The sequence below is a fragment of the Variovorax beijingensis genome, assembly GCF_007828835.1.
GTDB classification, from domain to species: domain Bacteria; phylum Pseudomonadota; class Gammaproteobacteria; order Burkholderiales; family Burkholderiaceae_C; genus Variovorax; species Variovorax beijingensis_A.
Genome location: NZ_VIVL01000008.1, coordinates 192,195 through 204,940, shown reverse-complemented (window position 1 = coordinate 204,940; position 12,746 = coordinate 192,195). Strand labels below are relative to the sequence as shown.

At 67.3% G+C, this 12,746-nt stretch carries 12 protein-coding genes; 6 read left to right on the top strand and 6 right to left on the bottom strand.

Annotated features, from left to right (window positions below):
• Positions 1-84 precede the first annotated feature (84 nt).
• The 3 genes from mobB to moaD are packed head-to-tail and all read left to right on the top strand — an operon-like array spanning position 85 to position 2,164.
• Positions 85-630, top strand: coding sequence for a molybdopterin-guanine dinucleotide biosynthesis protein B (gene mobB / locus FB547_RS22625; protein ID WP_145745904.1), 546 nt, complete (start codon positions 85-87; stop codon positions 628-630).
• Positions 623-1,900 carry a gephyrin-like molybdotransferase Glp gene (gene glp, locus FB547_RS22620; RefSeq protein WP_145745903.1) on the top strand — a complete coding sequence of 426 codons (1,278 nt, stop codon included), beginning with the start codon at positions 623-625 and terminating at the stop codon, positions 1,898-1,900. The genes mobB and glp overlap by 8 nt, the downstream gene beginning before the upstream one ends.
• 12 nt (positions 1,901-1,912) lie before the next feature.
• Positions 1,913-2,164: a molybdopterin converting factor subunit 1 gene (gene moaD / locus FB547_RS22615; protein WP_145745902.1), complete on the top strand. Its 252-nt coding sequence runs from the start codon at positions 1,913-1,915 to the stop codon at positions 2,162-2,164.
• On the opposite strand, the gene dapA is transcribed toward moaD, so the two are convergent.
• The gene (gene dapA / locus FB547_RS22610) at positions 2,151-3,050 is read right to left on the bottom strand and encodes a 4-hydroxy-tetrahydrodipicolinate synthase (protein ID WP_261380365.1); all 900 of its coding nucleotides are present in this window, start codon (positions 3,048-3,050) and stop codon (positions 2,151-2,153) included. The genes moaD and dapA overlap by 14 nt on opposite strands.
• Positions 3,051-3,301: 251 nt before the next feature.
• Here dapA and FB547_RS22605 point away from each other — a divergent pair, with 251 nt between their 5' ends.
• Entirely contained in the window at positions 3,302-3,778 is a 477-nt protein-coding gene (locus tag FB547_RS22605) for a molybdenum cofactor biosynthesis protein MoaE (RefSeq protein ID WP_145745901.1), read from the top strand.
• Here the strand turns inward: FB547_RS22605 and FB547_RS22600 are convergent, their stop codons facing one another.
• Positions 3,779-4,771 (bottom strand): Bug family tripartite tricarboxylate transporter substrate binding protein, encoded by a 993-nt coding sequence (locus FB547_RS22600; RefSeq protein ID WP_145745900.1) that lies wholly within the window; start codon positions 4,769-4,771, stop codon positions 3,779-3,781.
• 110 nt (positions 4,772-4,881) lie between these two features.
• On the opposite strand from FB547_RS22600, the gene clpB reads away from it, so the two are divergent.
• Both clpB and FB547_RS22590 read left to right on the top strand, forming a co-directional pair.
• Positions 4,882-7,503 carry an ATP-dependent chaperone ClpB gene (clpB, locus tag FB547_RS22595; RefSeq protein WP_145745899.1) on the top strand — a complete coding sequence of 874 codons (2,622 nt, stop codon included), beginning with the start codon at positions 4,882-4,884 and terminating at the stop codon, positions 7,501-7,503.
• Between the two features lie 9 nt (positions 7,504-7,512).
• Positions 7,513-7,851, top strand: coding sequence for a hypothetical protein (locus FB547_RS22590; protein ID WP_261380364.1), 339 nt, complete (start codon positions 7,513-7,515; stop codon positions 7,849-7,851).
• A 13-nt stretch (positions 7,852-7,864) separates the two neighbouring features.
• Here FB547_RS22590 and FB547_RS22585 read toward each other — a convergent pair whose 3' ends face one another.
• Genes FB547_RS22585 through FB547_RS22570 form a run of 4 tightly spaced genes read right to left on the bottom strand, consistent with a single transcriptional unit; the run spans position 7,865 to position 12,746 of the window.
• Positions 7,865-9,685 (bottom strand): AMP-dependent synthetase/ligase, encoded by a 1,821-nt coding sequence (locus FB547_RS22585; protein WP_145745897.1) that lies wholly within the window; start codon positions 9,683-9,685, stop codon positions 7,865-7,867.
• Positions 9,682-10,509, bottom strand: a complete 828-nt coding sequence (locus tag FB547_RS22580) for an ABC transporter ATP-binding protein (RefSeq protein ID WP_145745896.1) — start codon at positions 10,507-10,509, stop codon at positions 9,682-9,684. The genes FB547_RS22585 and FB547_RS22580 overlap by 4 nt, the downstream gene beginning before the upstream one ends.
• Positions 10,509-11,693: an ABC transporter substrate-binding protein gene (locus FB547_RS22575; RefSeq protein WP_145745895.1), complete on the bottom strand. Its 1,185-nt coding sequence runs from the start codon at positions 11,691-11,693 to the stop codon at positions 10,509-10,511. The genes FB547_RS22580 and FB547_RS22575 overlap by 1 nt, the downstream gene beginning before the upstream one ends.
• A 15-nt stretch (positions 11,694-11,708) precedes the next feature.
• Positions 11,709-12,746, bottom strand: coding sequence for a branched-chain amino acid ABC transporter permease (locus FB547_RS22570; RefSeq protein ID WP_145745894.1), 1,038 nt, complete (start codon positions 12,744-12,746; stop codon positions 11,709-11,711).

Below are 12,746 nucleotides of genomic sequence, written 5' to 3'. Positions count from 1 at the left end.
ACCCTTGCCGCATGCCGCGCCCTGCAGCGGCTGCCCCGCACATGCATTCGGCGGCCGCATAGACGGGCGCCACAGGAACTCGACATGAAGGTGATCGGCTTTTCCGGGTATTCGGGTTCGGGCAAGACCACGCTGGTCGAGCGCCTGATTCCCGTGCTCAAGCTCCATGGCCAGCGCGTGTCGGTGGTCAAGCACGCGCACCACAAGTTCGACATCGACCATCCGGGCAAGGACACCTACCGCCATCGCGAGGCGGGGGCCTTCGAGGTGGTGGTGGCGTCGGACAAGCGGCTCGCACTGATCCGCGAATTCGAGCAGCCCGCACAGCTGTCGGTGCACGACCTCATCGCCGAGCTACATGACGGCGTCGACTGGGTGCTGGTCGAGGGCTTCAAGCACAGCGACCTGCTCAAGATCGAGGTCTGGCGCGCCCCCGAGGATGGCAAGCCGCCCCGGCCCTCGCAGTACATCGAGGACGCCTTCGTGACCGCCATTGCCACCGACGCGCCCGCGAGCCTGCCGGTGCCCACCAGCCTGCCGCTGTTCGACCTCGATGACATCGAGGGCATCGCGCAGTGGTTGATCGACGGCGCAAGCCGCTTCGAATACAACCCCGAACACCATGGCTGATTCCGTGACTCCCTCGCGCCCGCCGCTGATGGCGCTCGACGAAGCTCTTGCGAGCCTGCTCGCCAAGGCACTGCCGAAGCTGCCCGCCGAAAGCATTGCCACCTTCGATGCGGACGGCCGGGTGCTCGCGCAGGACATCGTCTCCGCGCTCACCGTGCCGCCGCGCGACAACAGTTCGATGGATGGCTATGCGGTGCGCGTGGCCGACTGCGCCGCGCCGGGCGCCGTGCTGCAGGTCGCGCAGCGCATTCCCGCGGGCACCGTGGGCACGCCGCTGGCGGCCGGCACTGCGGCCCGCATCTTCACCGGCGCCCAGATTCCCGAGGGCGCCGACGCCATCGTGATGCAGGAAGACACCCAGCCCGTGCCGCAGGAGGGCACGTTCGGCGCGGTGCGCATCGGCATCGTTCCCGCGGCCGGCCAATGGATTCGCCGGGCCGGAGAAGACGTGGCCGCCGGCGACGTGGTGCTGCGCCAGGGCGAGCGCCTGACGCCCGCCGCGCTCGGGCTCGCCGCCAGCGTGGGTTTCGACCGGCTCCAGGTGGCCCGGCGGCCGCGCGTCGCACTGCTGTCCACCGGCGACGAACTGGTGATGCCCGGCGAGGTTGCGCCCGAGGCCATGAAGCCGGGCGCGATCTACAACTCCAACCGCTTCTTCATGCGCGCCTTGCTGCACCGGCTCGGGTGCGAGGTGACCGACCTGGGCATCGTGCCCGACAGGCGCGAGGCCACCATCGAGGCGCTGCGCGGTGCGGCCGAGGCCAGCGACCTGATCATCACCACGGGCGGCGTGTCGGTGGGCGAGGAAGACCACATCAAGGCCGCGGTGCAGGCGCTCGGCGAGCTGCAGCTGTGGTCGCTCTCGATGAAGCCGGGCAAGCCCTTCGCCTACGGGTCGATCGCCAGGGCCGGAGGCGAGGCGCAAGGGCGCTGCCACGTCACGGGCTTGCCCGGCAACCCCGTGTCCAGCTTCCTGACCTTTTTGCTGCTCGTGCGCCCGTTCCTGCTGACGCTGCAGGGCGCCACGCGCGTGGCACCGGAGCCCGTGCAGATGCGCGCCGACTTCGACTGGCCGCGCGCCGACCGCCGGCGCGAATTCCTGCGCGCGCGCCGCAACGCCGCCGGCGGGCTCGACCTGTTCGCCAACCAGAGCTCGGGTGTGCTGACCTCGATGGTCTGGGGCGACGGCGTCATCGACAACCCCCCGGGCCAGACCATCCAGGCCGGCGATATGGTGAATTTCATCCCCTTGGCCTCGCTGCTGGCCTGACCGAAGCTGCCCATGAAGGTCCAGATCCGTTACTTCGCCTCCGTGCGCGAGGCACTCGACACCGGCGGCGAAACCGTCGACACCAGTGCCGCCACGCTGGCCGCGCTGCGCGACGAACTCATCGCACGCGGCGGTGCATACGCCACGGCGCTGGCGCGCGGCAAGGCCGTGCGCATGGCGCTCGACCAGGCCATGAGCGACGAGGCGGCCGCGCTGCGCGAAGGCTGCGAGGTCGCCTTCTTCCCCCCCGTTACGGGCGGCTGAGCCGCGCGTCCAGCGCCACCAGGCGCTCGCGCAAGGCATCCGACGCGCGGGTCATCGGCAAGCGCAGCTCGTCGCGCATCGATCCATCGTGCGCCAGCAGCGCCTTGAGCGGCCCGGGGTTCGGTTCGGCAAACAGCATTTCGATCAACGGCTGCAGCGGTTGCCATTCGGCGCGCGCCTGTGCCAGCCGGTTCTCGGCCAGGAGGCGCAGCACCTGCACGAAGCGCCGCGTCTGCACATGCCCGCTCGCCGCGATGGCGCCCACGCCGCCCTCGGCCACCGTGCCGAAGATCTGGTGGTCTTCGCCCGAGAGCACCTGGAGCCGGCCGTCGGCGATCAGGGCGCGCGTCTTGGCCATGTCGCCGCCGCAGTCCTTGATGCCGCGGATGCGCGGGTGTTCGGCCAGCGCCAGCAGCGTTTCGCGCGTGAGGGTCGCACCGGTGCGGTAGGGAATGTCGTAGACCAGCACCGGTGCGGCGCTGGCGTCGGCAATGGCGCGGAACCATTCGAGCAGGCCGGCCTGCGAGGGCCGGATGTAGTGCGGCGCGGGCACCAGCAGCCCCGCCAGCGGCCATTCGGCGAGCCGGCGCACCCAGGCCGTTGTCTTGCCCAGGTGGTAGCCCGACAGGCCCATGACGATCGGCAGTCCGGCCGCGGCGGCCTGCACCGTGTCGAGCGCGGCGAGCTGTTCGGTTTCATCGAGCGCGGCGGCCTCGCCGGTCGAGCCGCAGACCACGAAGCCGGCCACGCCGTCGCCGGCGAGGCGGCGGGTCAGCGCCGAGAGCGCGGCATGGTCGAGGGTACCGTGCTGGAACGGCGTGACAAGGGGAATCCAGAGGCCCGAGAAGTCAGGGCTGGAAGACGAGGGAATGGACGATGGCGGCACGCGGGTTTCCTCAAGGGAATCGACCGATGGAAGGAACCGTCGTTCGATGCGCGCGCAACCCGATCGGGGCCAAGGCCTTGGCAGGTTCCGTCGCTCATCCGACGACGGAACCGCAGCTCCGGTCAGACGAGCTTTGGTTTTTTGGCTTTGCTGCCCTGGCGCGCACGGGTGCCTTCGGTGTGCGAGGGCACTGTGAAGAGCATGGCGGGGCGGGGCATTGCCGAAGTCTAGCGCGATGCCACAATCCCGGCATGAGTGGTTCACGCGTTTCGATCCAGACAGCCGATTTCGACCTGGGACAGGAGGTCGCCGCGTTGCGTGCCGGCGACAAGCGCGTGGGCGCAGTCTGCAGCTTCGTCGGCACCGTGAGGGATCGCAACGACGGCAGCACTATCGCCTCGATGGAGCTCGAGCACTACCCCGGCATGACCGAAAAGGCCATCGAGGCCATGATCGACGAGGCGCACAAGCGCTTCGACATCCTGGGTGCGCGCGTGATCCATCGCGTGGGCCTGCTGCAGCCGCTCGACCAGATCATGATGGTGGCGGTGGTCTCGGCCCACCGCGGCCAGAGCTTCGAGGCCTGCGAGTTCCTGATGGATTACCTGAAGACCCAGGCGCCATTCTGGAAAAAGGAACAGACGCCCGAAGGCGCCCGCTGGGTGGATGCGCGCGTCAGCGACGACGCCGCACTGGCGCGCTGGGGCATCACCGCCCCCAACGCCTGATCAGAGGGGCTTGAAGCCGCTCGACTGGATGATGCGTTCCCAGGTCTGCGTATAGCTGCGCACGCGGCCCGCGAACTGGCCCTGCGGCTCGTAGCCGACCGTCAGCCCCATGGTCGTGAGCTTCTGCTTCACATCGGGCATGGCCAGCACCTTTTGCAGCGCCTCGCCGTACTTGTCGATGATCGGCTGCGGCGTGCCCACGGGCGCGAAGATACCGTAGTAGGGCAGGTCTTCCAGGTTCGAGAAGCCCAGCTCGGTGAAGGTGGGTACGTTCGGCAGCACGGCCTGGCGCTTGGCGCCGATGGAGGCGACGATGCGCACCTTGCCGGCCTTGTGGTTCTCGATGAAGTCGGGCACCGAGGCGATGCCGGCCGTGATCTGGTTGCCCAGCATGTCCGCCGTCATCGGCGCGCTGCCGCGGTAGGGCGCGGGCTGCACGTCGATCTTGTATTTTTCCGAGATCATCTTCACCAGGAACTCGGGAATCGAGGCCGGCGCCGGAATGCCGATGGTTTCCTTGCCGCCGCGCTGGGTGCGAATCCACTTCACGTATTCGTCGATGCTCTTGGCCGGCGTGCCGCCCGAGACCGCCAGCACGTTGGCAAAGGTGGCGAATCCGGCCACGGGCACGAAGTCGGTCGCGGGGTTGAAGCCCGGGTTCTTCACCACCTGCGGCAGGATGGAGATCGAATGGTCATGGGAGATGAACAGCGTATGGCCGTCGGCCGGGGCCGCCTTGAGCGCCTGCGCCGCGATCTGTCCGCCGGCGCCGGCGCGGTTTTCCACCACCACCGGCACGCCCAGCACGTCCTTGAGTTTTTCGCCGAGTGTGCGTGCAATGGCGTCTGTGCCGGCACCGGCCGGAAAACCGACCAGCAGGCGGATGGGCGTGCCTTGCGCCTGCGCAAGGCCCGTCAGGCCCATGGCCGCTAAAAAGAGACCGACGCCGAGCGCCCGGCGAACCGGATGGGCGCGCTGCATTGAAAAAACCATGATCGACTCCATTCGAAAAATGAGCAGGCACAGTGCAATAGCCGTGCCCGAAGCGCCGGACACCTTGAATCGCGCCCGAACAGTCCTATTTTGAGTGCAGGAATACCACCATGCGACAAGACAAACTCACCACCAAATTCCAGGAAGCACTGAGCGACGCCCAGACGCTGGCGCTCGGCAACGACAACGCCTACATCGAACCGGCCCACCTGCTGGTCGCGATGCTGCGCCAGGAGGACGGCCCGCGCGCCCTGCTGGAGCGCGCCGGCGTCAACGTGCAGGGCCTTGCGAAGGCGGCCGAGGCGGCCATCAAGAAGCTGCCGCAGGTGCAGGGCCATGACATCGTCCAGGTCGGCCCTGAACTCGGCAAGCTGCTGCAGGCCACGGAAAAAGAAGCCATCAAGCGCAACGACCAGTTCATTGCGGGCGAACTCTTCCTGCTGGCCGTGGCCGACAGCAAGTCGGACATCGGCAGGATCGCCAAGGAAAACGGCCTCGGCCGCAAGTCGCTCGAAGCTGCCATCGACGCCGTGCGCGGCGGCCAGGGCGTGAACAGCGCCGACGCCGAAGGCCAGCGCGAAGCCCTCAAGAAATACTGCCTCGACCTCACCGAGCGTGCCCGCCTGGGCAAGCTCGACCCGGTGATCGGCCGCGACGAGGAAATCCGCCGTGCCATCCAGGTTCTGCAGCGCCGCACCAAGAACAACCCGGTGCTCATCGGCGAACCCGGCGTGGGCAAGACCGCCATCGTCGAAGGCCTGGCGCAGCGCATCGTCGCGGGCGAAGTGCCCGAGTCGCTCAAGGGCAAGCGCGTGCTGTCGCTCGACATGGCCGCGCTGCTGGCGGGCGCCAAGTACCGCGGCGAGTTCGAAGAGCGCCTGAAGACCGTGCTGAATGAGCTCGCCAAGGACGAAGGCCAGACCATCGTCTTCATCGACGAGCTGCACACCATGGTAGGCGCTGGCAAGGCCGAGGGCGCGATGGACGCGGGCAACATGCTCAAGCCCGCGCTCGCGCGCGGCGAGCTGCATTGCGTGGGCGCCACCACGCTCGACGAATACCGCAAGTACATCGAGAAGGACGCCGCGCTGGAGCGCCGCTTCCAGAAGATCCTCGTGGGCGAGCCCAGCGTGGAGGCCACCATTGCCATCCTGCGCGGCCTGCAGGAAAAGTACGAAGTGCACCATGGCGTGCAGATCACCGACCCGGCCATCGTGGCCGCGGCCGAACTGAGCGACCGCTACATCACCGACCGCTTCCTGCCCGACAAGGCCATCGACCTGATCGACGAGGCCGCGGCCAAGATCAAGATCGAGATGGACTCCAAGCCCGAGGTCATGGACCGGCTCGACCGCCGCCTGATCCAGCTGCAGATCGAGCGCGAAGCCGTGCGCCGCGAAAAGGACGAAGCCTCGCAGAAGCGATTCGGCCTGATCGAGGACGAGATCGGGCGCCTGCAGAAGGAGATCGCCGACTACGACGAGATCTGGCAGGCCGAGAAGGCGCAGGCGCAGGGCAGCGCGAAGATCCGCGAGGACATCGACAAGATCAAGTTCGAGATCGAGGAGTGGAAGCGCAAGGGCGACTTCAACAAGCTCGCCGAGCTGCAGTACGGCCAGCTGCCGGCGCTGGAGAAGCGCCTGCGCGAGGCCGAGGAAAGCGAGGCGAGCAAGGGCAAGTCCAGCGCGCCCACGCTGCTGCGTACGCAGGTGGGCTCCGAAGAAATTGCCGAGGTCGTGGCGCGCGCCACCGGCATCCCGGTCGCCAAGCTGATGCAGGGCGAGCGCGACAAGCTGCTCGTGATGGAAGACAAGCTGCACGAGCGCGTCGTGGGCCAGGACGAGGCCATCGGCGCGGTCGCCAATGCGATCCGCCGCTCGCGCTCGGGCCTGAGCGATCCGAACCGCCCGACCGGCTCGTTCCTGTTCCTCGGCCCCACGGGCGTGGGCAAGACCGAGCTGTGCAAGGCGCTCGCGGGCTTCCTGTTCGACAGCGAAGACCACCTGATCCGCATCGACATGAGCGAGTTCATGGAGAAGCATTCGGTGGCCCGCCTGATCGGCGCGCCGCCGGGCTACGTGGGCTACGAGGAGGGCGGCTACCTGACCGAAGCCGTGCGCCGCAAGCCCTACAGCGTGGTGCTGCTCGACGAGGTCGAGAAGGCCCACCACGACGTGTTCAACGTACTGCTGCAGGTGCTCGACGATGGCCGCCTCACGGATGGCCAGGGCCGCACCGTGGACTTCAAGAACACTGTGATCGTGATGACCAGCAACATCGGCTCGCCGATCATCCAGTCGATGGTGGGCCGGCCCGCCGAGGAGATCAAGGAAGCGGTGTGGGACGAGCTCAAGAACTACTTCCGCCCCGAGTTCCTGAACCGCATCGACGAGACCGTGGTGTTCCATGCGCTCGATGCGAAGAACATCGAATCGATTGCCGCGATCCAGCTCAAGGTGCTGCAGGCGCGCCTTGCGAAGATGGACCTGGGCCTGGAAGTGTCGCCCGCGGCGCTGGCCGAGATTGCCAAGGTCGGCTTCGACCCGGTGTTCGGCGCGCGGCCGCTCAAGCGCGCGATCCAGCAGCGCATCGAGAATCCGCTCTCGAAGCTGCTGCTCGACGGCAGCTTCGGGCCGAAGGACACCATCGAGGTGAATACCGACCCGATCCGGACCCCCGGCCAGTTCTCGTTCACCAGGGCCGGGGAACCATCGGAGGCCGTTGCGGCCTAAAGCCGGATGATGAACTTCATTTTTCGCGTCATTCTTCTGCTCCTGGGGCTGGTCTTCGCGGCCAGCCTGGCGGTGGCGGTCATGTTGCTGGCGGCCGTGTGGGGCGTTCGCTACGCCTGGGGGCGGATCACGGGCAAGCCCGTGACGCCCTGGATGGCCTCGATGGGCGGGCGCTTCAACCCGCGTTCGGGCTTCGAGCGTTTTCGCAATGCGGCACAGCCGGCCGGGCCTAGCGCCGCCGATGTGGCCAATGCGCGTGCGCGCGGCGAGTCGGTGCGCAGCCCGCTGTCGCTGCGCCCCGCAGGCGACGTGACCGACGTGCGGGCCCGGCCTGCGCGCGGCGAGTAAAACGCGCTGCGGGTCAGGCGCGGTACAGCGCCTCGATCTCTTCGGCGTAAGCCTTGTAGATGCTGGAGCGCCGCACCTTCATGGTTGCGGTGACTTCGCCGTCGTCGTGGTCCAACTCTTTTGTGAGCAGGTGAAAACGCCGGATCTGCGACACCTGCGCGAGCCTGTCGTTGCCGCGTGAAATTTCCGATTCGATCAGCGCGCGCACCCGCGGCTCTTCCACCAGAGAGCGGAAGTGCGTGAACGGAATGCGCTCGGCCTCAGCCCACTTGCCCACCGTTTCGTAGTCGATCTGCAGCAGCGCGCCGACGAACTTGCGTCCGTCCGCCACCACGATGCATTCCTTGATGAAGGGACTGCCCTTCATGGTGTTCTCGATCTCCGAGGGCGTGAGGTTCTTGCCGCCGGCCGTGATCATGATGTCCTTCAGGCGGTCGATGATGCGCAGCTGGCCATCCTCTTCGCGCACCACGTCGCCGGTGTAGAGCCAGCCTTCGCGGATCGACGCGGCCGTGGCCTCGGGGTTCTTGTAGTACCCCTCGAACACCATCTCGCCGCGCACCAGCAGTTCGCCCGCTTCGCCGATGCGGTACTCGGTGCCCAGCGTCGGCGGGCCGACCGTGCCGATCCTCACGGCATCGCTGCGGTGGCCGGCGATCATGCCGGTCGATTCGGTGAGGCCGTACACCTCCACCAGCGGCACGCCCAGCGTGCGGAAGAAGCGCACCACGTCGGCCGGAATCGGCGCCGCGCCGGTGAGCGCGACGCGCGCGCGCCGCAGGCCGATGAAGTTCTGCAGCGCGCGCAGCACCGTCCAGTAGTACAGGGAGAAACGGCCGCGCTCGGCCAGTGTCCAGGCGCTGCGCGGCTTCTCGGCCAGCGGCGCGCAGGCCGCGAGCGCGCGGCGGAACAGCGCGCGCTGCAGCCGGCCCGCCTCCTGCATCTTGATGCTGATGCCCGCGTGCAGCTTCTCCCAGATGCGCGGCACGCCAAGGAACATGGTGGGCGCCACTTCGCGCAGGTCTTCCTGCACGGTGCGGATCGATTCGCCGAAGCTCACCTGCGAGCCCAGGTAGACCGGCACGAAGGCCGTGAGCATCTGCTCGGCCACGTGGCACAGCGGCAGGTACGAAAGATGCGTGGTGTCGCCGTCGAGCGCCAGCCGCTCGACGATGCCGGGCACCACGCCGCGGATGTTGCGGTACGAGATCATCGCGCCCTTGGGCTTGCCGGTGGAACCCGAGGTGTAGATCATCAGGCCGATGTCGGCGAGCGTCTGGCGTTGCAGGGCGGCTTCGATCAGCGCGTCGCCCTCGCGTGCGTGCACCTCGGCGCCGGCCTGTTCCACTTCGGCAAAGGTCGCGATGAGTCCGCGCACTTCGGGCGGATAGCTCGCCAGGCCCTTGGTCTCGATCACGACGATCTTGCGCAGGCGCGGCAGCTGGCCGATGGCCTCGAGCACCTTGTCGGTCTGCTCCTGGTCTTCGCAGACGATCACCTCGATGTCTGCATGGCCGAGCACGTAGGCCACTTCGTTGCTCGGGCTGGTCGGGTAGACGCCGACGGTCACGGCGCCGATCAGGCCGGCGCCCATCTGCGCGAGCAGCCACTCGACACGATTCTCCGAGATCACGCCGAGGTGCCCGTCGGGCGCCAGGCCCATCGCATGCAGGCCGAGGCCGAAGCGGGAAGCGCGGCGCAGGTAGCCGGCCCAGTCCAGCGGATGCCAGATGCCGAAGTCCTTCTGGCGGATCGCGATGCGTTGGGGCCGCAAGCGCGCCTGCTCGCGCAGCATCTGCGGCAATGTCAGCGAGGGAAGCGCAGCATCGGTCATGAGAGCCAGCGCTTGCGGCGCTTGTAGTGCTTGAGCGCGCGAAAGCTGCGCGACTCGCCGCTGCCGCCCACGCCCAGGTAGAACTCGCGCACGTCGGGGTCGGCCGCGAGCCGTTCGGCGCTGCCGTCGATCACGACCTTGCCGCTTTCCATGATGTAGCCGGTATGGGCAATGGCCAGTGCCACGCTCGCGTTCTGCTCCACCAGCAGCATCGAGGTCCCGCGCTCGGCGTTGATGCGCGCGATGATCGTGAAGATGTCTTCCACCAGCCTGGGCGAGAGGCCCAGGGAGGGTTCGTCGAGCAGGATGAGCTTGGGCTGCGCGACCAGCGCGCGGCCGATGGCCAGCATCTGCTGCTCGCCGCCCGAGAGATAGCCCGCGAGGCCCTTGCGGCGTTCGTGCAGGCGCGGGAAGTACGCGTAGACGTCGTCGAAGTTGCGCGGCGGCGCGGGGCCGTCGCGCCCAGTGAGCGCGTAGGTCGCGGCGATCAGATTCTCCTCGACCGTCAGGTCCTCGAACACGCGCCGGCCTTCCATCACATGGCTCAGGCCGCGCCGCACGAGTTGCTGCGGCGCCAGCTGAGCGGTCGGCGCGCCGTCGAACACGATGCGGCCCGCCTCCACCTCGCCGTCTTCCAGCGCGAGCAGGCCCGACACTGCCTTCAGCGTGGTCGACTTGCCCGCCCCGTTGCTGCCGAGCAGCGCCACGATCTGCCCGCGCGGCACGGCCAGCGACAGGCCGCGCAGCACCTGCACGACCTTGTTGTAGACCACCTCGAGGTTGTTGACCTCGAGCACGAGGTCGGGTGCCGCGCGCGCGTCCATCAGTTCAGCGAGATCCAGTCCGATGCCGGCACCATCTTCTGCGCCTTCATGTCGGCCTTGTAGACGCGGCCCACCGGAATCGAGTTGCCCTTGACCGTGATCGGCATGCCAATGAGCCCGCCCGTGTCGAAATCCTTGATGGTGTTGAGCGAGGCCTTCAGGTTCTTGCCGTCCAGCGGCTTGCCCGCATCCAGCGTGCGCCTGACCGCTTCGGTGAACAGCATCGCGGTGAGAAAGCCCTGCGTGTAGGCCGTGCTCTGGTACTCGGGACGCAGCGCACGGATCTTGTCGAGCATCGGCGCCTTGGCCGAGGTGTCGTAGTAGTAGCGGTAGGGCATCACGCCCATGAAGCCGTCGGCGCCTTCGCCCATCTTCATGACGGTGGAGCTGTCCATGGTCCAGAAGGTGCCCATCCACTTGCTGGTCATGCCCATCTGCTTGCCCTGCTGCACGAACTCCGGAATGGGCGCGAGGATGTAGCCGTGGAAGATGGTGTAGTCGGGCGCAGCGCGGCGCAGCTTGATGACTTCGGTCGACACGTCCACGCTGCCCGGCGGCGTCATGAGCTTGACCGGCACGGTGAGGCCCAGCTTCTTGGCGGCGGCTTCGCTGGCTTCGATCGGATCGCGGCCGAATTCGGAATCGGAATACACGAAGGCCACCTTTGCACCCGGCTTTTCCTTGGCGATGTGGCGCAGCAGGATGCCGATCTGCTCGGTGTAGTCGGGACCGACCAGGAACTGGTTCGGGTACTTGGCCGAGTCGTTGAGTTCGGTGGCAAACGAAGCGCCGGCCATGAGGATCTGGCCGTTGCGTTCGAGCTCGGGGTTGATGGTTTTGGAGAAGCCGGTCGAGTCGCCGTAGTAGAGGTTGACCTTGTTCTGGCTCGTGATCTTCTTGAAGGCAGCCACCGACACATCGACCTTGTAGCCCGTGTCTTCCGGCACATAGCGCAGCTTGCGCCCCTTGATGCCGCCCGCGTCGTTGACGATCTTCACGTAGTCGGCGATGCCGGCGTTGATGCCGACGCCTGCGAAGGCGAACACGCCGGTCATCGGGATCGAGCCGCCGATGACGATGTCCTCGTTGCCCTGTGCGTTCGCGAGCGGCACGGCAGTGACTGCAAGGCCGGCCGCGATCAGCAAAGCGCGGCGACGGTGGGAAAGCTTCGGTGTCTTGGGCATGCTTGTCTCCTGGTTCTAGTTGCGAAACGGCCATAGATGGAAGAAGCGGCGGATGCGCCGCCACACTTCTGCGAGCCCGTGCGGCTCGAACACCAGAAATCCGACGATCAGCAGCCCGAACACGACGGTGCGCACGGGCGACAGGAATACGGTCATCTCGACGCCGCCTGGCAGCAGGTCGACCACCAGCTTGAGCAGCTCGGGCACCATGGTCATGAACACCGCGCCGAATATGCCGCCGAGGATCGTGCCCATGCCGCCGACGATGATCGCGGCCAGGAAGAAGATCGACATCAGGAGCGGAAAGCTCTCCGGCGTGACCACGCGGAAGAAGTAGGCCCAGAGGCCACCCGCCACGCCCGCATAGAACGACGAGAGCCCGAACGACAGCAGCTTGTAGCGCAGCAGCGGAATGCCCAGTACCTCGGCCGAGATGTCGCGGTCGCGGATCGCGATGAAGGCCCGGCCCACACGCGTTCGGAACAGGTTGGCCGCGCCGAGCACCATCAGCAGCATCACGGGCACGATCACCCAGTAGAGCCGGAACGAGGTATCCAGCGGCAGTCCGAAGAACTGCGCCGGCGGCAGCGAGAGGCCCGAAGTGCCGCCCGTGAGCTTGAGGTTGGCGAACAGGAAGTGCGCGATGAACGACGCGGCGATGGTGGCGATGGCGAGGTACAGGCCCTTCACGCGCAGCGAGGGGATGCCGACGACCAGTCCGCCGAGCATGGCGACGATGCCGCCCGCGGCGATGTTGAGCAGGAAGGGCGTGCCGAGCCGCGTCTGCATGATCGCGACGGTGTATGCGCCCAGTCCCATGAACGCTGCCTGCCCCAGGCTCACCAGACCCGTGTAGCCGGTAAGGATGTTGAGGCCCGTCGCGCTCGCCACGTTGATGGCGACCAGGCACGCCAGGTAGAGCCAGTAGTCGCTGGCGATGAATGGGAACAGCACGAGCAGCGCGGCGCCGACCACAAGCCACACCTTCTGGGTGCGCGAGTCGAACAGCGCTGCGTCGGCTGTGTAGCTTTGCTTGAGGGTGCCGATGCGCAT